General features: G+C 70.3%; 17 protein-coding genes and 1 pseudogene. 10 read left to right on the top strand and 8 right to left on the bottom strand.

The window, feature by feature from the left end:
• Positions 1 to 76: 76 nt before the first annotated feature.
• On the bottom strand, positions 77 to 1129 hold the full coding sequence (locus ACZ5K7_RS33065; RefSeq protein ID WP_468919111.1) for a serine hydrolase domain-containing protein: 1053 nt from the start codon (positions 1127 to 1129) through the stop codon (positions 77 to 79).
• Positions 1130 to 1389: 260 nt separating this feature from the next.
• Between ACZ5K7_RS33065 and ACZ5K7_RS33060 the strand changes: the two genes are divergently transcribed.
• The 3 genes from ACZ5K7_RS33060 to ACZ5K7_RS33050 all read left to right on the top strand — a co-directional run bounded on the left by ACZ5K7_RS33060 (position 1390) and on the right by ACZ5K7_RS33050 (position 4004).
• Entirely contained in the window at positions 1390 to 2058 is a 669-nt protein-coding gene (locus tag ACZ5K7_RS33060) for a response regulator transcription factor (RefSeq protein ID WP_351701788.1), read from the top strand.
• Positions 2055 to 3167, top strand: coding sequence for a sensor histidine kinase (locus ACZ5K7_RS33055; protein ID WP_351701791.1), 1113 nt, complete (start codon positions 2055 to 2057; stop codon positions 3165 to 3167). The genes ACZ5K7_RS33060 and ACZ5K7_RS33055 overlap by 4 nt, the downstream gene beginning before the upstream one ends.
• A gap of 216 nt (positions 3168 to 3383) precedes the next feature.
• Entirely contained in the window at positions 3384 to 4004 is a 621-nt protein-coding gene (locus tag ACZ5K7_RS33050) for a histidine phosphatase family protein (RefSeq protein WP_468919106.1), read from the top strand.
• A gap of 84 nt (positions 4005 to 4088) precedes the next feature.
• On the opposite strand, the gene ACZ5K7_RS33045 is transcribed toward ACZ5K7_RS33050, so the two are convergent.
• Entirely contained in the window at positions 4089 to 6845 is a 2757-nt protein-coding gene (locus ACZ5K7_RS33045; RefSeq protein WP_468919103.1) for a lectin, read from the bottom strand.
• Between the two features lie 352 nt (positions 6846 to 7197).
• Here ACZ5K7_RS33045 and ACZ5K7_RS33040 point away from each other — a divergent pair, with 352 nt between their 5' ends.
• Positions 7198 to 8685: an FGGY-family carbohydrate kinase gene (locus ACZ5K7_RS33040; RefSeq protein ID WP_468919100.1), complete on the top strand. Its 1488-nt coding sequence runs from the start codon at positions 7198 to 7200 to the stop codon at positions 8683 to 8685.
• Between the two features lie 112 nt (positions 8686 to 8797).
• On the opposite strand, the gene ACZ5K7_RS33035 is transcribed toward ACZ5K7_RS33040, so the two are convergent.
• The 4 genes from ACZ5K7_RS33035 to ACZ5K7_RS33020 form a co-directional block, all read right to left on the bottom strand.
• On the bottom strand, positions 8798 to 9952 hold the full coding sequence (locus ACZ5K7_RS33035) for a DUF3103 family protein (RefSeq protein WP_468919097.1): 1155 nt from the start codon (positions 9950 to 9952) through the stop codon (positions 8798 to 8800).
• A gap of 291 nt (positions 9953 to 10243) precedes the next feature.
• Positions 10244 to 10972, bottom strand: coding sequence for a FadR/GntR family transcriptional regulator (locus ACZ5K7_RS33030; protein WP_450972704.1), 729 nt, complete (start codon positions 10970 to 10972; stop codon positions 10244 to 10246).
• 294 nt (positions 10973 to 11266) lie between these two features.
• Positions 11267 to 11665: a VOC family protein gene (locus ACZ5K7_RS33025; RefSeq protein ID WP_468919094.1), complete on the bottom strand. Its 399-nt coding sequence runs from the start codon at positions 11663 to 11665 to the stop codon at positions 11267 to 11269.
• Between the two features lie 232 nt (positions 11666 to 11897).
• The gene (locus ACZ5K7_RS33020; RefSeq protein WP_468919091.1) at positions 11898 to 12473 is read right to left on the bottom strand and encodes a TetR/AcrR family transcriptional regulator; all 576 of its coding nucleotides are present in this window, start codon (positions 12471 to 12473) and stop codon (positions 11898 to 11900) included.
• A gap of 51 nt (positions 12474 to 12524) precedes the next feature.
• On the opposite strand from ACZ5K7_RS33020, the gene ACZ5K7_RS33015 reads away from it, so the two are divergent.
• The 6 genes and pseudogenes from ACZ5K7_RS33015 (at position 12525) to ACZ5K7_RS32990 (ending at position 17992) form a co-directional block, all read left to right on the top strand.
• Entirely contained in the window at positions 12525 to 12782 is a 258-nt protein-coding gene (locus ACZ5K7_RS33015) for an FAD-dependent monooxygenase (protein WP_468919088.1), read from the top strand.
• Positions 12779 to 12892 (top strand): annotated as a pseudogene (locus ACZ5K7_RS33010) (FAD-dependent monooxygenase); the annotation flags it as partial. The gene ACZ5K7_RS33015 and the pseudogene ACZ5K7_RS33010, both read left to right, overlap by 4 nt.
• Before the next feature lie 112 nt (positions 12893 to 13004).
• Positions 13005 to 13658, top strand: coding sequence for a CatB-related O-acetyltransferase (locus tag ACZ5K7_RS33005; protein ID WP_351701823.1), 654 nt, complete (start codon positions 13005 to 13007; stop codon positions 13656 to 13658).
• Between the two features lie 585 nt (positions 13659 to 14243).
• Positions 14244 to 16037 carry an FAD-dependent oxidoreductase gene (locus ACZ5K7_RS33000; RefSeq protein WP_468919085.1) on the top strand — a complete coding sequence of 598 codons (1794 nt, stop codon included), beginning with the start codon at positions 14244 to 14246 and terminating at the stop codon, positions 16035 to 16037.
• A gap of 3 nt (positions 16038 to 16040) precedes the next feature.
• Positions 16041 to 17087, top strand: coding sequence for a maleylacetate reductase (locus tag ACZ5K7_RS32995; protein ID WP_468919082.1), 1047 nt, complete (start codon positions 16041 to 16043; stop codon positions 17085 to 17087).
• Positions 17084 to 17992 (top strand): dioxygenase family protein, encoded by a 909-nt coding sequence (locus ACZ5K7_RS32990; protein ID WP_468919079.1) that lies wholly within the window; start codon positions 17084 to 17086, stop codon positions 17990 to 17992. The genes ACZ5K7_RS32995 and ACZ5K7_RS32990 overlap by 4 nt, the downstream gene beginning before the upstream one ends.
• A gap of 12 nt (positions 17993 to 18004) precedes the next feature.
• Here ACZ5K7_RS32990 and ACZ5K7_RS32985 read toward each other — a convergent pair whose 3' ends face one another.
• Both ACZ5K7_RS32985 and ACZ5K7_RS32980 read right to left on the bottom strand, forming a co-directional pair.
• Positions 18005 to 18949, bottom strand: coding sequence for a helix-turn-helix transcriptional regulator (locus tag ACZ5K7_RS32985; RefSeq protein WP_468919076.1), 945 nt, complete (start codon positions 18947 to 18949; stop codon positions 18005 to 18007).
• The gene (locus tag ACZ5K7_RS32980; protein WP_468919073.1) at positions 18946 to 19863 is read right to left on the bottom strand and encodes a LysR substrate-binding domain-containing protein; all 918 of its coding nucleotides are present in this window, start codon (positions 19861 to 19863) and stop codon (positions 18946 to 18948) included. The genes ACZ5K7_RS32985 and ACZ5K7_RS32980 overlap by 4 nt, the downstream gene beginning before the upstream one ends.
• Positions 19864 to 19915: the final 52 nt, after the last annotated feature.

Genomic DNA, 19915 nt, shown 5'->3' with positions numbered 1-19915 from the left:
GCCTGCGCGGCGGCCGACGCGACCTTGGCTCCGGCGGCCGACAGGAGCGCGCCTTCCAGGCCTCGTCGGTGCACGGTCAGGCGAAGGCGAGCGAGCGGAACGTGTCGCGGATATGGATGAGGGATCCGTAGTCCCTGGTGAAGTAACGCGTGTTGGTCAGCAGCACCGCCCAGCGGCCCTGTTCGGGGGACAGCCATGCGCCTGCCGCGCCGGAGCCGCAGGGCTCCCAGATGTCGTCGGTCCCGGGGTCCGTTCCCGGGGCCGGGCGCCAGAACAGCCCGCCGGCGGGCTTGAGTTCGCCCGTCTGGATGCGCAGCGACTCCTGGATCCAGGCGGTGCCGAAGCCCGCCTGGCCGCCGTCAGGTCTCGGCCGGAGCAGGTGGCGAAGGAAGGCCGCGAGGTCGGGGAGGACGGTGAACACTCCTGACGTGCCGCAGACTCCCCCGAGCAGCCGCGCCGGCCAGCCGTGGGCGGTGCCCCTCAGGCGGGCCCCGGTGACGTCGTCGAGTTCGGTCGGCGCGCACCGGGCGGTCGCCTCGGCGGGCAAGGGGCCGTAGCGGGTGCGTGTCATGCCGAGGGGCTGCCACACCTCGGTGGCCGCGAGGACGTCGAGGCGCCGGCCGGAGAGCTCTTCGGCGAGGTAGCCGAGGACGAGGCCGGCACGGTCGGTGTACTCCGCGGCCTCCCCCGGCGGGCGGCGCACGGCGCCGTGGAGGACGGTGTCGCGAAGGTCCCGGAGGTCGGTGCCGTACCGGTTCAGCGCGTCGGTCCGGATCGGGATGCCTGCCGTATGGGTGAGCAGGTGGCGTGTGCTCACCCGGCCCAGCGGACGGCCGCGCACCTCGGACCAGAAGTCACCCAGTCGCTCGTCCAGGTGCAGCTTGCCGACTTCGACCAGGGATCCGATGGACGACCAGACCGCGAGGATCTCCGTGAGTCCTTCGACGTCGAAGACGATGTCGTGCCGCATCGGTTCGTCGGGCCGGTCGGGATCCAGGACCCCCGGGGTGCCGATGGTCATGTTTCCGGAACGGTCGCCGACGGCCCAGACGGCACCCGGGTAGACCTTGTCGCGGGCACCTTCGCCGACGACATGGTGGATGCGGTCGATGTCGAGGTCGAAGGCCATGGTCTCCCGATCTGTCCTGGGCCGTGTGGTCTCCCGTCGCTCAGCGTAGTGACGCGTGCGGGGAGGTCCTGGCTGCGCCACGGCGAACCGGCCGCGCTGTTCGCCGAGGTTTTGCGCCTGCCACCGGACCGGCGGGCGGGCGCCGCCCGCCGACCGGCTGAGGTCGCGCCGCCAACCGGCGGGTTCTGCGTGCCGGTCGCCCGGAGGCCCGCTCCCGCGGGGGTAGGCATCGACCCGGGCATGCGACGAGCGGAGCGCACATGATCCGGGTCCTGGTGGTCGACGACGAAGCGTTGATCCGTACGGGTTTCACGCACATCCTCGAAGCGGCGGACGACATCGAGGTCGTCGCGGCGGTACCCGGTGGCCAGGCCGTGCAGACGGTGCGGGAGCTGGGTCCCGATGTGGTCCTGCTCGACATCCGGATGCCGGACGTGGACGGGCTGACGATCCTGGCCGAACTCCGCCGTATGCCGAAGGCCCCGGTGGTCGCCATGCTCACCACCTTCGACACCGACGAGTACGTGACGACCGCCCTGCGTTCGGGCGCCGCCGGATTCCTGCTCAAGGACACCGATCCCGAGCAGCTTCCGTACCTGGTGCGTACCCTGGCCGAGGAAGGGACCGTGCTGTCGTCCAAGGTCACCCGACTGGTGGTGGGCGGCTACCTCGACAACAACGTTCGTGAGCCCACCGCCGTCCGTCTGACCGCTCGCCTCACCGAGCGTGAGCGGGCCGTGCTGGTTCTCATGGCCGAAGGACTCGCCAACAACGAGATCGGCGAGCGGCTGCATCTGAGCACCGGCACCATCAAGGGCCATGTCACCAGCGTGCTCGGCAAACTGCGGGTGAGCAGCCGTGTCCAGGCGGCTCTGATCGCCGAGCGTGCGGGCCTGCTCACCCACGCACAGGACGAGGGCGCCCGATGAGCCTCCGACAGCCGCGGACCGCGCTCATGGACATCGCACTCGTCGGGATGGCGCTGGCGGACGCATGGGTACACGTCGACATCGAGGACCGGCCGACCACGGCCTGCGCGTTGCTCGGCGCCCTCGCCCTGGTCCTGCGCCACCGGCTGCCCCTGACGACCTTCGTCCTCACGCTTCCCACCGGCCTGGTCACCGACGCGGTGGTCGCCCCCACGGTCGCGCTGTACACGTTGTCCTCCCTCAACCGCCACCGTTTCCTGTTGGGCGGCTGCGCGCTGCTCTACGCGATCATCGACTTCCTGCCCTGGCCGTGGTCGTCCCTCGACGCCACCGAGCTGTCCCAGACGAACAGCCTGTTCCACCTCAGCTACACGCTGGCCACCGCTGCCGCTCCCGTTTTCCTGGGCCAGCTCGTCCAGGCCCGGCGTGAGCTTTCGCTGCGGCTCGCCGACATCTCCGAGGCCCGCAGGCAGGAACGGCTGCTGACCGCTCAGAGCGTGCTGGCCAAGGAGCGCGCCCAGCTTGCCCGGGAGATGCACGACGTGGTCTCCCACCAGGTCAGTCTCATCGCCGTACAGGCCGGAGCGCTCCAGGTGGGCGGCCGGGACGCCGAGACGAGACAGGCCGCGGCCACGATCCGCCGCCTGAGCGTGCAGACCCTGGAAGAGCTGCGGCACATGGTGGGCGTGCTGCGGGCCTCCGGCAGCAGGCCGACAGAGCTCACCCCGCAGCCTTCGCTCGCCGACCTGGAGCACCTGCTGGAGGCAGGCGGCATCGAAGCGAAGCTGGAGACCGATGTGCCCGAGGAGCTGCCGCCCACGGTGCAGCGGGCCGTCTACCGGACCGTCCAGGAAGCGCTGACCAACGTCCGCAAACACGCCCCGGGCGCCGCCGTGACCGTCCGTATCGGGCTCAGGGAGGGTGTCCTCTGCGCCACGGTCACCAACACCGCACCCACCCGAAGCCCGCTCGCCCTGCCCAGCGCCCATCACGGCCTGGCGGGTCTGGCCCAGCGGGCGGAGCTCCTCGGCGGCACCGTCACATCCGGCCCCACGGATCAGGGTGGCTACGAGCTCCGGCTGGAACTCCCCCACGAGCCCGACCGGTGAAGGGCGACGCCGGGCGGAAGCGCGACCGGTGGCCGCTGCCTGGTTCCGCCAGGTCGGGCGGCAGGGGTGGCCGGCCGGTCGGCGGGGTGGTTTCGGACACCTGGCGGATGGTGCCGCAGGGGGGCCTGGACCGACTGTGGAGCACGTGAGACACGACGTACCGGCAGCCGTCCGCACCGTCTGAAGCCACGCCCGGCCAGGAAAGAGGTAGGTCCCATGTCGATCCACCTGACACTTCTGTGCGCGCCCGGCGGTGACCCCACGGTGGATCCGCTGCTCGGCGACGCCCATCTGAGCGAGGACAGCATGCACAGGGCAGGCGCCGCGAGAGCAGCGCTCTCTCCCTGCGAGCCGGCCGTACGGGCGCCTTCGATCCGTTGCTCGGAGACGGCTGACGCCATCGGTCTCGTGGCAACGTCCGAGCCCATGCTGCGCGATCTCAATGTGGGCAGGTGGTGCGGTCGCACCGTCGGCGAGGTCGCCGCGACCGACCCCGCCGGGTTCACCGCCTGGCTCACGGATCCGGATGCCACGCCGCACGACGGGGAGTCCGTACGACAGCTCTGCCGCCGGTCGGCGGACTGGCTGAGCAGCGTGGCGCCGCACACGGGCCAGGCGGTGGCCATCACGGAGGCGGCCGTCATCCGGGCCGTGCTCATCGATGCTCTGGCCGTACCGGCCAGAGCCTTTTGGCATCTCACCGTGCCACCCCTGTGCACAGTCTTCCTCACCTGGCGAGGCGGCCGCTGGGACGTACAGTTCGGCGGCGTCTCGCCCCAGGAGCCCCGGCGTCGGATTTTCTCCCAACGTACGCCGCTCACCGTGGGTAGGACCTGACCGGCGCAGCCCTTCGTACCGGCCGAACGCGTTCCCGTGGGGTCCAGGCCGATCGCCCTGGACCCCACGGGAACGCGCCACGCCTCAGCCCGGCAGTTTCCAGTTCTGGGCCGCCGTGCCGTTGCAGGTGTACAGCTGAAGCTGGGTGCCGTTCGTCGTCGAGGAGTTGGGGTCGTCCAGGCACAGCTTGGACTCGGGGTTGACCAGCGACCCGTTCGTGCCGGCGGTCCACTGCTGGGCGCCGCTGCCGTTGCAGGTCCACAGCTGGATCAACGTGCCGTTGGTGGTCCCGCTGTGATCGGCGTCCAGACACTTGCCGAGGGCCCGGATCGTTCCGTCGCCGGCGATGATCCAGTCCTGGGCGTAGGTGTCGTCGCAGCCCCAGATCTGGACGTGGGTGCCGTCGGAGGTGCCGGAGGACGCGTCGTCCACACACAGGCTGGAGGCCACCGCCGAGGTGAGCGGACCGATCCGCGGCGAGGTGGGTGCGGTGGTGTCACCCGCGTACGACGGCGGAGCCGCGGTGGCCGCGGTCGCCCACGCCGTGTTGGCGCTGGTGCCCAGCGTGAAGTCCAGCGTGCCACCGGCCGTGATCGCCGTGGTGGGAGCGTAGGCGTTGTTCCACGCTGTGCCGTTCCAGGCCGCGGACTGGACGTAGGGGGCGTTGTCGGCAGCGCCGTTGCCGTTGACCGTCAGCGTCCTGCCCGACGGAAGGGTGACCACGGCCTGCGTGAACAGCGGTGAGCCGAGGGCGAGGTCGGAGGTTCCGGGTGTCTCGGGGAACATGCCGAGCGCCGACCACACGTACCAGGCGCTCATCGCGCCGAGATCGTCGTTGCCGTCGGCCAGGCCGCCCGGGGTGTTCGACCAGATCTGGTCCTGGATCGCCCGTACCGTGCCCTGCGTCTTGTAGGGCCGGCCGGTGTAGTCGTACTCCCACGGAAGTTCGATGCTCGGCTCGTTGCCGACCCAGGCGTAGCCGTTGGCGCCGGTGTAACTGCGCAGCACGGTGTCCAGGTAGTGGTTCATCGCCGTGTTGCCGCCCTTGGCGCGCGCCAGGCCGCCGATGTTGAAGGGCACCATCCCGGTGTAGATCCACGAGTCGGCCTCGACCATGTCGGTGCCGCTGGTGGGGTCGAAGCCACCGGTCCACGCGCCGCCCGCGTTCCGGGGTTCCACGAAACCGGAGGCGGGGTTGAGGACGTTGCGCCAGTCCTGCGCGCGGTTGGCGTACGTCTTCTGGCTCGCGGTGTCGCCGAGTGCTCCCGCCATCGCGGAGATCGCGAAGTCGGCGGTGTCGTACTCCAGGGTGGTGGCCACCGGGCCGTAGAAGTTGCAGCACCCGTAGCTGCCGTCGTGCGGCAGGTATCCCGGCGAGTTCAGGTAGGCGAGACCAGGACGGTCGTTGTTGGTGGTGCTCGCCTGCCTGACCATGTCGGCCAGGGCGGTCGTGGTGTCGAAGTTCCGGGCGCCGAAGGCGTAGTAGTCGGCGAGGATGGCGTCCGCCGGGTCACCGACCATGACGTACGACTCGCCGTTGTTCTCCGACCACTTGGGGAAGATCCCGGTCTGCGTGTAGTCGTCGACCATCGACTGCGCGGTGTCCGAGGCGGCCTGGGGAGCGACCAGGGCTTCGAGCTGGGCCTGCGAGCGGTAGATGTCCCAGCCGGAGTAGTTCGCGTACACCGCGCTGTGGCCGGCGTCCACGGTGTGCGTCTTCCCGTCGAAGCCGTAGTACTGGCCGTTGGCGTCACTGATCACGTTCGGGTGCAGCAGCGAGTGGTAGAGCGCGGTGTAGAAACTCTGTTGCTGCGCGGCTGTTCCGCCGCCGATCTGCACCTTGCCGAGCACGCCGTTCCACGCGTTCTGCGCCGCGCTGCGGGTCGCGTCGAAGTCCCAACCGGTGTTCTCCGCGGTCCGGTTGGCGACCGCGCCCGCGACCGACACGTAGGAGATGCCGACCTTGGCCTGCACCACCGGGTTGGACGTCGTGTTGAAGGTGACGTAGCCGTTCGAAGCGGCGACGGTCGGGGCGGCGCTGTCCGTGTGGGGGTTCTTGCCGTGCAGGACCGGCTTGTTGGGCTTCTCGGCGGCGTTCTTCGACGCCTCGGCCGGCGCCGAGGGCGTGGCGGTCGACGCCTTGGCGACCGAGCTTCCCTGCGAGGCGAACGGCTGGTCGAAGACCATGTCGAAGTACACGTTGTACGTGTTTCCCGCACCGCAGAAGTGGCCGCTGGTCACCTGCCCGCTCACCTCGGTGCTCGACACCCTGGTGAACTGTGTCGAGGTGCCACCGTTCTGACTGCCCGTCAACTTGAAGATCAGGTTGGCCTGACTGGTCGAGGGAAAGGTGAAGCGCGCCATACCGCTGCGCGTCGTGGTGGTCAGCTCGGTGGTCACCTGGTTGTTGAGCGCGACCTTGTACGAACCGGCGGACGCCGACTCGTTGGCGTGCGAGAACGCGTCCGTCGCACCGGTGTTCACGGCCCCCGTCGTCGGCAGCACCGGTATGTCACCCGCCGCGCCGCAACCGGGCCCTGCGATGTGGGTCAGGCTGAAACCCGTGATCGACGCGTCGTTGTACTCGTAGCCCCCACCGTCGGGACGCGACGGAGTGTCCGGGCTCCACTGCACCATGCCGAACGGGACGTCGGCTCCCGGGAAGTCGTCGGCCTGGTTCGACGTTCCGATGAACGGATTGACCAGAGTCGCCGGCGAGGTGACGAGTGCGGCCTTCCCGGCCGCCCACGCGGGCGTGCACAGCCCGGCCGCGGCAAGCGCGGCGGCGGCGAGGAGACCGATCGCCGTGGTTCCGGGAGGTCTCGACAGTCGTGTGATCACGGGGTTTGCTCCTCTACTCGGGAGTGGAGGTCGGACAACGTTGTCGTAGCGCCGAAACAAGGGTGACAACGTTGTCCAACTGTTGGAGGCGAGGTGCCTGACATGCGAACGCTTCGATGGGACCCCCGGGCTGCGGGCGCCCGAGGAGCACCGCGGGAGCTTTTTCGTGAAGCTAGCCACAAGGCAGGGCCATGTCAACGACTGCTGCGAGCCGGTCCCTTGGGTACGCCCCCGAGCTCGACCGAGGTAAAGATGTGACGACATCTCCGGCAGCCGTCCGGCTGAACCACGGCCGCCCGCCGGATCCAGCGGCAACCTACGGTGGCGCACCCGGCGCCGAGGGAGGCAGTACATGATCGACGTCGTGTTCGGAGTTGACGTTGGTACCTCCAGCACCAAGGGCGTGGTGGTCGACACCGCCGGCCGCATCCTGGGCGAGGCCGTACGCACTCACGTGGTCGACCGTCCCCGGCCGGGGCACGTCGAGATGGACGCACAGGTGTGGTGGGACGAGTTCGTCTCGCTCGCGGCCGAGTTGCTCGATCGCGACGACATCACCGTCCGGGCCGTCGGAGTCAGCGGCATGGGCCCGTGCACCCTTCTGGTCGACGACGCGGGGGAGCCGGTGCGGCCGGCGGTGCTGTACGGGGTGGACACCCGCGCCGACGAACAGATCACCCGGCTGAACCGGGAGTTGGGGTCGGACACGGTCTTTCGCAGGTGCGGTTCGGCGCTGTCCTCCCAGGCCGTCGGGCCGAAACTCGCCTGGATCCGCGAGCGGGAGCCCGAGGTGTGGGCACGCGCCCGCCGCCTCTTCATGCCCGCCTCGTGGCTCGCCCACCGGCTCACCGGCGCCTACGTGCTGGACCTGCATTCCGCCAGCCAGTGCACCCCGCTGTTCGACATCCACCAGCAGTGCTGGATCCCGGAGTGGGCCGAGCACATCGCGCCCGGCGTCGAACTCCCCCCGCTGCGCTGGCCGGGCGAAGAGGCCGGCCGGGTGAGCACGCCCGTCGCGGGTGTCCCGGCCGGAACGCCGGTCATCGTGGGGACGATCGACGCCTGGAGCGAGGCCGTCAGCGTCGGCGGCCACGGCGTCGGTGACCTGATGCTGATGTACGGCACCACGATGTTCCTGGTGAACACCGTCGACCGGCTCGTGACCAGCCCGTCGATGTGGTCCACGGTCGGCGCCCTGCCCGGCACCCGTTGCCTGGCCGGCGGTATGGCCACCTCCGGAGCCGTCACCGACTGGCTGGGGCACCTCTTCGGCGGCGTCGGCCCCGGCGTGCTCTTCGAGGAGGCCGCCGCCTCGCCCCCGGGCGCGAACGGCCTGGTGATGCTGCCGTACTTCGCCGGGGAACGCACACCCGTCCTGGACCCCGACGCCCGGGGCGTGATCGCGGGCCTGACGCTGGGTCACACCCGGGGCGACCTGATGCGGGCGGCACTGGAGGCCACCGCCTACGGGGTGCGGCACAACATCGAGACGATGCTGGCGGCCGGCGCCGACATCCGGCGGATCGTCGCGGTCGGCGGCGGCACCCGGGGCGGACTGTGGCCTCGGATCGTCAGCGATGTCACCGGTCTCGAACAGATCGTCGCCCGCACGACCATCGGTGCCAGCTACGGTGCGGCCTTCCTCGCCGCCGGGCTGATCGGCCGACCGGACATCGCGGCCTGGAACCCGGCGGAATCGGTGGTCCGGCCCGATCCCGCCACCGCGGGCGTCTATGACCGCCGGTTCACCCAGTACCGGGTCCTGTACGAGAGCACCACCGCGGTCACCCACGCCCTGGCCCACGACCAGAACACCGGCGGTGGAGAAGGCACCCCGTGACTCGCCCAGGCCTGCCCGCGCCGTCCGAGCATGCGCTCGGACGGCCGTGCCCTGGGCGCGGACCGGCGCGTTCGTCGAGGTGCGGCGGCCGGTCCGCGCTTGCGTGCGAGGTCTAGAACTCCTCGACGAAGTAGGGCTCGACGGTCATCCAGCCGTTGCCCGAGGCGCCGTTCAGGCGGCCCGAGGAGTTCTGGGCGAGGGTGTACCAGGACTCCACGTAGTCGGGGTCGTCGGTGAACCAGCTGTCGGGGATCGCGCTCAGGACCGCGTTCACCAACGGGATGTAGGTGCCCTGGTCGGTCACGGTGAGCAGCGCCGTGGTGATCGCCTCCGCCAGCGCACGGTAGTTGGTGCCGTCGTCGTCCTCCATCATCACGACGTCGGCCAGGTTGTACTTGTAGTTCGACCAGTTGACCAGGATCTGGTTCGGGTAGTACACGGTGCCGTCGTAGTCCAGGTAGGGCATGTCCACCGAGTCGACGCGCGCCTTGCCGTCCTGGCCGAAGCCGGTCACCAGCGAGAACATCTCGGCGGAGCCCTTGAACCAGGGCTCCTGGTCGTCGTTCACCTCGACGGCCGTGACCTTGGTCGCCCACCAGCCCGCCGCGGCGGCGTGGGCGCTGTTCGCGGTCTTGGACGGGAGGGAGGTCAGCCCCTTGTCGGCGAAGGCGTTCCGCAGCACCTTCAGGCCGGCCCGGTGGGCCTTGGTGACGTCGATGTCCAGGACGAACAGCGGGCGGTCCGGGACGCGCGCGGTGTCGACGGCATGGGTGTGGCCCCGGCTGTCGTACGCCGTGATGGTCTTGGCGTCGTCGGCGGCCGCGGCCACGGCGATCCAGGGAGTGGCTTCGGCGTTCAGGTGCGACCGCATGGACGGCGCGCCCAGCCGGACGCGCAGCAGCGATCCTGTCGACGCGGGCAGGCCCTTCAGGCCCGCGATGCGACGGTCCGCGGCAGCGACGGAAGCGAGCAGGTTCCTGCCCTCCGGAGCGGCGGTCCTGCCCGCCAGCGCCTGGAGGTCCACCTCCTCGGTGCCGAGCGCGGCCGCACGGACCTGCGCGCGCCACTGCGGGTCGCGCAGCGAGGCGGACAACGCCCGTGCGATCTCCTGCTCGGTCGACCGCACCGGAGACTTCCGGAACGGTGTGGCCTGGTCCCCCGCGTCCCGCACCGGCGCGGCGATCGCCGGCTGGACGGCGCCGCCGATGGCCGCGCACAGCATCACGCCGATGAGGACGCCGCGTCTCTTGCTTGATCTGCTCACCATGCTCCTTGTGTTGTCGGTCGCCGCCGCGCCCACGGTGAACGGGCGGCCGTCCTGGGGGTGAGGGGCCCGGATTGCCTCGGGCACCTGAGGGGTCGCGGGCGCGCACCTGGTTCCGCCCCGCCGGGGGTTCATCAGGGCCGCCTGTGCTGACCTGAACATGACAGTCGAGAAAACGCGGGATGAACGGGCATCCGCGCATGATCGGGGCCACGCCGAGACCGGGCCGCTTCGCCGCGCACACCTGGCCTCGCCGGAAGCCGGCGGGCCCGGAGTCGTCGCCGGGAGGCGCGGCTAGCGGGGGCTGTCGGCGGTCGGCCGCCCACGGGGACTGCTCAGCGAACCGAGCATGATCTTCTCGGTGCCGGCCAGATACGTCTCCGCCGCGCGCCGCGCCTCCTCGCCGTCCCGGTCGACCACGGCCCGTACCACCGGCGCCAGCCGGTCCGTCGCCCGCGCCGCGTCCTCGAACGGCGCCCGCAGCGCGGCCCGTACCGGAAGATAGGCGTTGAACAGCGTGTTCGTGAGGAGCAGATAGACCCGGTTCCCCGTGGCCCGCGCCAGTTCGCGATGCACTTCCACGTCGGCGAGCTGGACGGCGTCGGCGTCCGGGCCGTCCGCGACCTGACGCAGCAGGTGTTCCAGCCGCCGGGCCTGTCGTTCCGTGCGCCGGTCGGCCGCGCGGCCGGCGATCAGGGTGCCGATCTGCCGCCGCACCTCGAAGACCTCCCGCAGCCATGTGGGGTCCTGTGCGGCCAGCATCGGAAGCAGGTCGGCGCCGCCGACCCGCAGGTAGTCCAGGATGCGGGTGCCGATGCCGTGCCGGGTGCTCAGCAGTCCCGCCTGCTCTAACCGGGTCAGCGCGTGCTTCAAGGTCGTACGGGTGACCCCGTACCCGGCGGCCAGTTCCCTCTCGGGGGGCAGCAGGGATCCGGGTTCGTGCGTGCCGCTCAGGATGTCGTCACGCAGCCGTGCTTCAAGCAGGTCGACCACGGTTCGGCGCGGAATGCTTTCGACGGCCACGGAGGATCTCCCAGGCTTCGGTCAGTGGTTCAGCGGCTCACTGGTCTAGTGGCCCACTGGTTCAGCGACTTCTTGGTCTAGTGGCTCAGCCACTGCCTCAGTGAAGCAGTCCCCCGACCGCCACGTCAATTACCCGATGAAGCACAGCAGTTGCGCACGTCCGCGTACAGAGGACCAGCGCGCGGACGAGCGGTGTGGGGCCGGGCCTCCTCTGGAGCCGGTCCGTCGGCGTCGCGCCGGCGTCCGCCCGTACGTCGGCCCGTGGGGCGCAGGCGAGATCGCCGGAGACAGGCCCTAGTCCTGCCCCGGTGCCAGGGTGCGCAGGACGTCGAACTCGTTGCCCTCCGGGTCGGCCATGACCACCCAGTTTCGGTCTGGGCCCTGGCCCACATCCGTCGTGGTGGCGCCGAGGCCGAGCAATCTGGTCACCTCGTCCTCGGTACTGCCGTCGATCGGGCTGACGTCGAGGTGAAGCCGGTTCTTGACGGACTTGTCCTCGGGCACCTGGATGAACTGCAGGGTGGGCGGCATCTGGCGGGCCCGGACATCCTCGACGGTCGGCACCCAGGAGCCGATCTCGACCTTGCCCTCGCTCCGGTCGATCACCTTGAAGTCCAGGACCTCGCACCAGAAGGCGGCGAGCCTCTCCGGATCACGGCAGTCAACGGTCAACTCGGTAAACCTACTTGTCACGACTCTCCCAGAAAGTTCAGGTCTGCGCAGAACAGTTTTCGGGTGCCGAGGGGCCTGAAACGTTGAACATTGCCACCTTCACCGGCGACTTGATGGCGACCGGGCCACTGCTCAGGCTCTCGCGAACCTGCTGCTCGGACACCGCGAGCATCCCATGATCCGCATGGGCGCCCGCGCCCCGAGGTCGTTCAGACGTGGGGCCTGACGGAAACCGGAGGTCGGGCGACGGGCTTCAGGAGGGTTTCCCCATGCCGGTGAAGAGGGCGTGGAGGACACGGTCGACGTACTCGTGGGTCAGGGGTTCCTGGGTGACCAGGAATTGGAAGTAGAGCGGGCCGGAGAGGATCGCCATGGCCAGGCTCACGTCGAAGGCGGGCGACAACTGGCCTTGGTCCTGTGCCTTCTTCAGCCGGGCGACGGTGATGTCGGCCTGCGGGGCGATGAAGCGCTCGTTGAGGGCGGCGGCGATCTGGGGGTCGTACTGGGCCTCGCCGACCAGAGCCCGGTACAGCGGGCCGAAGGGCGGATTGCCCAGAAGGTCGATGGCCGCGCGAACCTGGGTGCGCAGATCGGCGAAGATGTCGCCCGTGTCGGGATAGTCCAGGTCGGACTTGTGCAGTGAGAGCAGGGAGTCCAGGAACAGCGCGCCCTTGGACGGCCATCTGCGGTAGATGGTGTGCTTGCCCGCGCCGGCTCGGGCCGCGATCGCTTCGATGCTCAGCTTGGCGTAACCGATCTCCTGGCCCAGTTCCAACGTGGCCCGCATGATGGCCTCGGTCCGGCCGACGCCTCTGGGAGGTTCCGTCATGCCGTCATCTTATCGGCACGGCACGTGCCGTGCTTGACGAGGTACCGGCTTATGCACTTCCCTTACGGAACGGCACGGCGCGTGCCGCTCCACGGGGGAGATTGCATGGATGCCGACGTGATCATCGTGGGAGCCGGTCCGCCCGGTCCGACCGGTCCGATGCCGGCGTGCGAACTGCGCTTGGCCGGGGTGCGCCCACTGGTGCTGGGACGCCGGCCGCAACGCAGGGACACCCCGAACGCGGTGGCCTCGGCGGACAGATCCTGGAGCTGCTGCGCTACCGGGGCCTGCTGGAGCCGGCAGCGGTGACCGCGGAGGTACTCGGCCCGGACGGACCGTACCGGGTGACCGCCTGGTACCTGGCGGGCTGCGACGGCGCCCGCAGCCGGATCCGCGACAGGGCGGGGATCGCCTTCCCCCGATTCCCCCGACGACGCCGTGCCGGTGCTGCGCGAAGCGCTCACCCGCTGGTTCGGCGCCCCCGAGAACCACGCCTGACGCCCTCACCCTCCGGAAAGGAAGCACGCACAGATGCCGCCCGTTCCCGCCGACCCGACCCTGCTGCATCCGATGCCGGACCAGCCTCGGGTCGTGCTCCTCAGACCGCTGGTGACCTCACCGCTCATCGAGGTCGGGGAGTTCACCTACTACGACGACCCCGAAGACCCGACGGCCTTCGAGAACCGCAACGTCCTGTACCACTACGGGCCCGAGAAGCTCGTCATCGGGAAGTTCTGCGCGCTGGGTGAGGGCGTGCGGTTCATCATGAACGGCGCCAACCACCGGATGGACGGCCCCTCGACGTTCCCCTTCCCGATCATGGGCGGTTCCTGGGCCGACCACTTCGACCTCATCACCGGTCTGCCCGGACGGGGCGACACCACAGTGGGCAACGACGTCTGGTTCGGGTACGGGACCATGGTGATGCCCGGCGTCCGCATCGGTCACGGAGCGATCATCGCCGCTGGCTCCGTCGTCGTCGACGACGTTCCCGACTACGGCATCGTCGGCGGCAACCCCGCACGGCTGCTGCGCCGCCGCTACAGCGACGCCGACATCGAGCGCCTTCTCGCGCTGGCCTGGTGGGACTGGCCCCTGAAGCACCTCACCGACCATCTCCGCACGATCATGTCCGGCACCGTCGACGACCTGGAGGCCGCGGCACCCGGCCCCTGCCCGCACTGAGAATCGAGCCGTCCGCACGCCCCGTTCATCCGCCGGCACTCCGTTCACCGACTGGCTTCGCGAAAGCGCCGTACCGCTCACCCACCTCGCCCCGAGGCACCGCCCGACGACCTGACACCGCTGCGCGGCATCATCGGAGACGCCCGCGTCGTCGCGATCGGCGAACACCCCCACTTCATCGAGGAGTTCGCACTTCCGCGCCGGCGCATCCTGCGGTTCCTCGTCGAACGCTGCGGCTTCACCGCCCTCGCCTTCGAGTACGGCTTCAGCGAAGGCTTTCCCCTGGGCGCCTCACGGGCTCCCCATGGGACAGCAACCGCGGCGTGCGCTCGACGACGGCTACTTCGCCCTCGGTCTGACCAGCATCGCCGGACACACCGCGGACATGCACCGCGACGAGTTGGCGAACTGCTCGAAGCTCGGCGGCTGCCGCGCGTTCGGACACCGCGGTGCGACCGGCCTTTCGTGGATCCGCCATCTCTTGGTGCATCCGCCGACCTCGCCGCCACGCTGTTCCGTACCGTCCGAGTCCGTTTCACACTGGCGCAGCCGGCAACGCCGCCGGATCGATGAAAGGTCAGCACGATGCCTACGTTCAACGACGGGATGTCCGAGACCGAGCTGCCGGCCGACTCGGCCGTCACGACCGACGTCGTGGTCGTCGGTTCCGGTCCCGCGGGCGCCTCCGCGGCGCTGCTGCTGGCGACGCTGGGCGTCGACACCATCATGATCACGAAATACCGGTGGACGGCGAACACCCCCCGCGCGCACATCACCAACCAGCGCGCGATGGAGGTCTTCCGCGATCTGGGTATCGAAGGGCAGGTGCTGGCCGACGCCACGGACCACGCCCTCGTCGGCGACACGGTGTTCTGCACCAGCATCACCGGGGAGGAGATCGGCCGTATCCACACCTGGGGCACCCGGCCGGACCGCGAGGCGGACTACCGGCTGGCCTCCCCCTGCCTCACCGTGGACATCCCGCAGACGTATCTCGAGCCGATCCTGGTCCGCAACGCGACGCAGCGCGGCGCGCAGACCCGGTTCTCCAGTGAGTACCTGTCCCACACCCAGGACGCCGACGGAGTCACCGTGCGGGTGCTGGACCGGCTCACCGGGCACGAGTACAGCATCCGCGCGAAGTACCTGATCGGCGCGGACGGCGCCCGCTCCAAGGTCGCCGCGGACATCGGCCTGCCCTACGAGGGCGCGATGGACATCGCCGGCTCGATGAACATCACGTTCAAGGCCGACATCAGCCGCTACGTCGCCCACCGGCCGTCCGTCCTGTACTGGGTCGTCCAGCCCGGCTCGAACGTCGGCGGCATCGGCGCCGGGCTCGTGCGCATGGTGCGCCCGTGGAACGAGTGGCTGATCGTGTGGGGCTACGACATCTCCGGGGAACCCCCGGTCGTCGACGAGGCCGCCGCCGTGCAGATCGTCCGCAACCTCCTCGGAGCACCCGACCTGGAGGTGGAGATCACCGGCACCAGCCTGTGGGGCAACAACGAGATGTACGCGACGCGGCTGCACCAGGGACGCGTGTTCTGTGCGGGCGACGCCGTGCACCGGCATCCGCCGAGCAACGGACTGGGCTCCAACACCTCCGTCCAGGACGCGTACAACCTGGCATGGAAGATCGCTGCCGTGCTCAAGGGGCATGCGGGGCCGGGGCTGTTGGAGACCTACACGGCCGAGCGGGCTCCCGTCGCCGAGCGCATCGTGAAGCGCGCCAACAAGTCCAGCCGCGAGTTCATCGACATCTTCGAGGCGCTGGGCGTTCTCGGGGCGCCGGACGAGGCCGCGATGACGGCCGCCATCGAGGAGCGCAAGGCCAACACTCCCGCGGGGGCCGCCAAGAGGGCCGCGCTGGTGCGCGCGATGGAGCTGAAGAACTACGAGTTCAACGCGCACGGTGTGGAGCTCGGCCAGCACTACGCCTCGACGGCCGTCGTCTCCGACGGCAGCGAACTGCCGGCGCCCGCCCGCGATGCCGATCTGTACTACGAGATGTCGACCGTCCCCGGCGCGCATCTACCGCACGCCTGGGTCGGGGACAGCGCACACCGTCACGCGCTGATGGACCTGGCGCCGTACGACCGTTGGACGCTGCTGACCGGCATCGCGGGTGAGGCGTGGGAGCAGGCGGCCGAGAAGGTCGGCGAGGAGTTGGGCGTCCCGCTCAAGACCGTCGTCATCGGCCCGGGCCGCGAGGTGACCGACCTCTACTACGACTGGGCCAAGCTGCGCGAGATCGACGAGAGCGGGGTGCTGCTGGTGCGGCCCGACAAGCACATCGCGTGGCGGGCCATGGAGCTGCCCGAGAACCCCGAAGATCAGCTGCGTGCTGCTCTGCTCGCCGTCCTGGGAAGGGACTAGACCGTGCGGTTCGTCCACGACACGCTGCCGCAGCGGGTGCGGTTCGCCTCCGGCGCGGCCGGGGAGGGCCTGGCCGCGGAGGTCGCCGCGCTCGGCGCCCGGCGGGTGATGGTCATCGCGGGGGCGGCCGAGCAGGAGCTCGCCGATCGCGTCACCGCCGGCCTGCCCGTGGCCCACCGGCACGACGACGTCGTCATGCACGTGCCCGTCGAGGTCGCCCTCCGGGCGCGTTCGGCGGCCGCCGAACGGGACGTCGACGCCTTGATCAGTATCGGCGGCGGCTCCACCACGGGCCTGGCCAAGGCGGTCGCGTTGACCACCGGGCTGCCGATCGTCGCCGTCCCGACCACGTACGCCGGCTCGGAGGCCACCGCCGTGTGGGGGCTGACCGAGGACTCCGTGAAGACCACCGGTACGGACGCGAAGGTCCTGCCGCGTGCCGTCGTCTACGACGCCTCGCTGACGCTGTCCCTTCCGGTCGAGATGAGTGTCGCTTCCGGTCTCAACGCGCTCGCCCACTGCGTGGACTCCATGTGGGCACCGCGGACCGATCCGATCGACCAGGCTCTCGCCGCCGAGGGCGTGTGGGCGCTGCGGGCGGGGCTGCCGCTGGTCGTGAAGGACCCTCAGGCGCTGGACGGCCGGGAACAGACCTTGTACGGCGCCTACTTGGCCGCCGTGGCGTTCGCCTCAGCCGGGTCGGGACTGCATCACAAGATCTGCCATGTGCTGGGCGGCATGTTCAACCTGCCGCACGCCCAGACCCACGCGGTGGTCCTCCCCCATGTCCTCGCCTTCAACGTGCCCTTCGCCCCGGACGCCGAGCGGCGCCTGGCCGCGGCCTTCGGTTCCCCGTCCGCTGTCGAGGGGCTCGTCGGCCTCCGTGACCGGCTCGGGGCGCCGCGCTCGCTGCGCGACCTCGGTATGCCCCGGGACGGTGTGGCGGCCGTGGCCGAGGCCGTCGTGGCCGCCGCACCCGCGGGCAACCCGCGGCCCGTCACACTCGACGCGATCACCGATCTGGTCCGGAACGCCTGGGAAGCCCGATGAACGACACCCCCACCCCCCGCACCCCCGTCCCGGCCGAGCAGCAGGAGCGTGAGGAGCAGATCACCCGCCAGGTGCTGGCGTCCTTCGACGAATGCGCCGATCCACGGCTGCGCGAGATCATGCGGTCGCTGGTCCACCACCTGCACGCGTTCGTCCGGGAGGTCCGGCTCACCGAGGGCGAGTGGAGCAAGGGGATCGAGTTCCTCACCCGCACCGGTCACATCACCGACGAACGCCGCCAGGAGTTCATCCTGCTGTCGGACGTCCTCGGAGCCTCCATGCAGACGGTCGCCGTCAACAACGAGGCGTACGGCGACGCCACCGAGGCCACCGTCTTCGGCCCGTTCTTCGTCGACAACAGCCCCGAGATCCCCCAGGGCGGCGATCTCGCCTTCGGGGCCGCCGGAGAACCCTGCTGGGTGGAGGGCACCGTCACCGACTCCGCCGGAAACCCCGTGGCCGGGGCGCGGATCGAGGTGTGGGAGGCCGACGAGGACGGCTTCTACGACACGCAGTACGGGGACGACCGGTTGGCGGCGCGGGCGCACCTGTTCAGCGACGCCGACGGCCACTACCGGTTCTGGGGGCTCACCCCGACGCCGTATCCGATTCCGCACGACGGGCCGGTGGGAGCGCTGCTGGCGGCGGCCGGACGTTCGCCGATGCGCGCCTCCCACCTGCACTTCATGGTGAGCTCTCCCGCGCTGCGCACGCTGGTCACGCACATCTTCGTCGGCGGTGACGAACTGCTTGACCGGGACTCCGTGTTCGGGGTGAAGGAGTCGCTCGTCAAGGACTTCGTGACGCAGCCGGCGGGTACGCCCACGCCGGACGGCCGCGACCTCGGGGAGCGGTCCTGGTCCCGGGTCCGCTTCGACATCGTGCTGGCGCCCGACGGCGCGTGATCCCGCACCCCGCTACGACCGTGCGCGCGCCTCGCGCAGGACGTCGGTGGCGCGCAGACCGTAGCGTTCCCTGAACCGGTGGGAGAAGTGGGCGGCCGACGCGAACCCGCAGCGCGCGGCCACCTCGGCCACGGTCGCCTCTCCCCCGGTGCCCAGCAGCGTGCGGGCGCGCTCGAGGCGGCGGTGCAGCAGGTACCGCGGCACGCTCGTGCCACCCGCGGCGAACACCCGGGACAGGTGGCGCTCGCTGATCCCGATGCCGCGGGCGATGCGGGCCGCCGAGAGCCCCAGGTCGGCCAGGTGGTCGTCGATGTAGGTCTTCGCGACGGTCAGGTGGACGGTGGAGAGGGAGGGGCCGCGGCCGCTCGCGGCGGATACGAGCAGGTCCAGCACGGCGTCCTCGTCCACGGTCGCGGCGGCGGAGGATTTCGGTGGCAGTGCCCGGGCGACGAGGGCGGCGAGCGTGCGGGTGTGGACGGCGTCGGCGTCGATGACCAGCGGCTGCGGCAGGGCGGGCGGCCCGCCGAGGTCGCGCCACACCGTGTGGGGGATCTTGACCGCGAGTTCCTCCAGGCCGTGCGAGAAGCCCCGGATGAAGGGCTGGTCGGCGTCGCAGACCAGCAGCTGTCCCGGATGCAGCAGCCGTACGCCGTCGTCGTAGTAGAAGAAGGCGTCACCGGCCAGGGTCAGATAGCAGGCCACGGCGTCCGAGGGCACGCGGCGGATCTCGGCGTCGGGTCGTTCCACGACGTGGGGGCTGCCCAGGACCCGGGCGAGATGCGCTCGGGGCAGCTGGAGGTTGATCTCCGTCGCGTCCAGGGCGGTGTCGTGCAGGGAACGGCAGCGCAGCCCGATCAGGGCCTCGGCATTGTGCTCTTCCCACAGGGCGATGCGTTCCGCCTCGGGAAGGCCGGTCGTACTGAAGCGCACCGGAGCACCGGTCGTGCCGCTCGTCATCCCTCCAGCGTAGAGGGCGGGGCTTCCCTGTGTTCAAGGCCGTCCACGCATTCTTTGATCACAGAGGCGACCTGATCGGTGGCGGGGGTGGCGCGCCGGGCATGGCTCGCGAGGACCAGATCGACGGATTCGGTCTGGGTGAGGGGCACATAGGCGACGCTGGCGAGGCGGAGGCTCTGTACCGGTGAGGGAACGAGGGCTACGCCGTGTCCGGCGGCCACGAAGACGACCAGGGTGGCGGTCTCCCCGACCTCCATCAGTGAGGTGGGCTGGAATCCGGCGCGCCGGCATGCGGCCAGGACCCGGCCGTACATGGAGGACCGCGAGGAGTGGACGACGAACGGCTCGTCGGCCAGGGCCTTGAGCGAGACGCGCCGCCGGGCCGCGAGGGGATGGTGCGAGGGGAGCACGGCCACCAGGGATTCGGAGCGCAGGGGGGTGGTGCGGATGTCCTCGTGGTCGGCGGGGCCGCGCAGGACCGCCAGGTCGTAGGTGCCGGCGAGCAGCCCGTCGACCAGGTCGGGGGTGAGGAGTTCGCCGCGCAGGTCCATGGTGATCCTGGGCAGCCGGGCCCGTACGGTGCGTGCGACCTGCGGCAGAAGGTCGTAGGTCGCGGTGCCGATGAAGCCGGTCGAGACCCGTCCGGCGTGGCCGTCGGCCAGCTCTGTCAGGTGCCGGCGGGCCCGTTCCTCCTCCGCGACCAGGGTGCGGGCGTGCTCCAGGAGGTGGTGTCCGGCCTCGGTCAGGGCGACGTGCCGGGTGGAGCGGGTGAACAGTGTGGTCCTGAGCTCCTTCTCCAGCTGTTTGATCTGCTGGGAGAGGGCCGGCTGAGCCACGTGCAGGCGGGTGGCCGCCCGTCCGAAGTGGCATTCCTCGGCCAGCGCCAGGAAGTACCGGATCTGTCGCAGCTCCATACCCCGATTCTATAAGATCAGCTTATTAATCCATGCAGATTGGGTCTTGGAC

It is taken from the genome of Streptomyces sp. NPDC031497, assembly GCF_055580905.1.
This window is presented reverse-complemented; position numbering and strand designations above follow the sequence as displayed.

Coding starts and splice junctions, on each gene's coding strand:
- ACZ5K7_RS32985 (WP_468919076.1), bottom strand. CDS start 18,949: ATGACGAGCGGCACGACCGGTGCTCCGGTGCGCTTCAGTACGACCGGC.
- ACZ5K7_RS33065 (WP_468919111.1), bottom strand. CDS start 1,129: ATGGCCTTCGACCTCGACATCGACCGCATCCACCATGTCGTCGGCGAA.
- ACZ5K7_RS33050 (WP_468919106.1), top strand. CDS start 3,384: ATGTCGATCCACCTGACACTTCTGTGCGCGCCCGGCGGTGACCCCACG.
- ACZ5K7_RS33060 (WP_351701788.1), top strand. CDS start 1,390: ATGATCCGGGTCCTGGTGGTCGACGACGAAGCGTTGATCCGTACGGGT.
- ACZ5K7_RS33015 (WP_468919088.1), top strand. CDS start 12,525: ATGCACTTCCCTTACGGAACGGCACGGCGCGTGCCGCTCCACGGGGGA.
- ACZ5K7_RS33020 (WP_468919091.1), bottom strand. CDS start 12,473: ATGACGGAACCTCCCAGAGGCGTCGGCCGGACCGAGGCCATCATGCGG.
- ACZ5K7_RS32990 (WP_468919079.1), top strand. CDS start 17,084: ATGAACGACACCCCCACCCCCCGCACCCCCGTCCCGGCCGAGCAGCAG.
- ACZ5K7_RS33000 (WP_468919085.1), top strand. CDS start 14,244: ATGCCTACGTTCAACGACGGGATGTCCGAGACCGAGCTGCCGGCCGAC.
- ACZ5K7_RS33055 (WP_351701791.1), top strand. CDS start 2,055: ATGAGCCTCCGACAGCCGCGGACCGCGCTCATGGACATCGCACTCGTC.
- ACZ5K7_RS33035 (WP_468919097.1), bottom strand. CDS start 9,952: ATGGTGAGCAGATCAAGCAAGAGACGCGGCGTCCTCATCGGCGTGATG.
- ACZ5K7_RS33040 (WP_468919100.1), top strand. CDS start 7,198: ATGATCGACGTCGTGTTCGGAGTTGACGTTGGTACCTCCAGCACCAAG.
- ACZ5K7_RS32980 (WP_468919073.1), bottom strand. CDS start 19,863: ATGGAGCTGCGACAGATCCGGTACTTCCTGGCGCTGGCCGAGGAATGC.
- ACZ5K7_RS33005 (WP_351701823.1), top strand. CDS start 13,005: ATGCCGCCCGTTCCCGCCGACCCGACCCTGCTGCATCCGATGCCGGAC.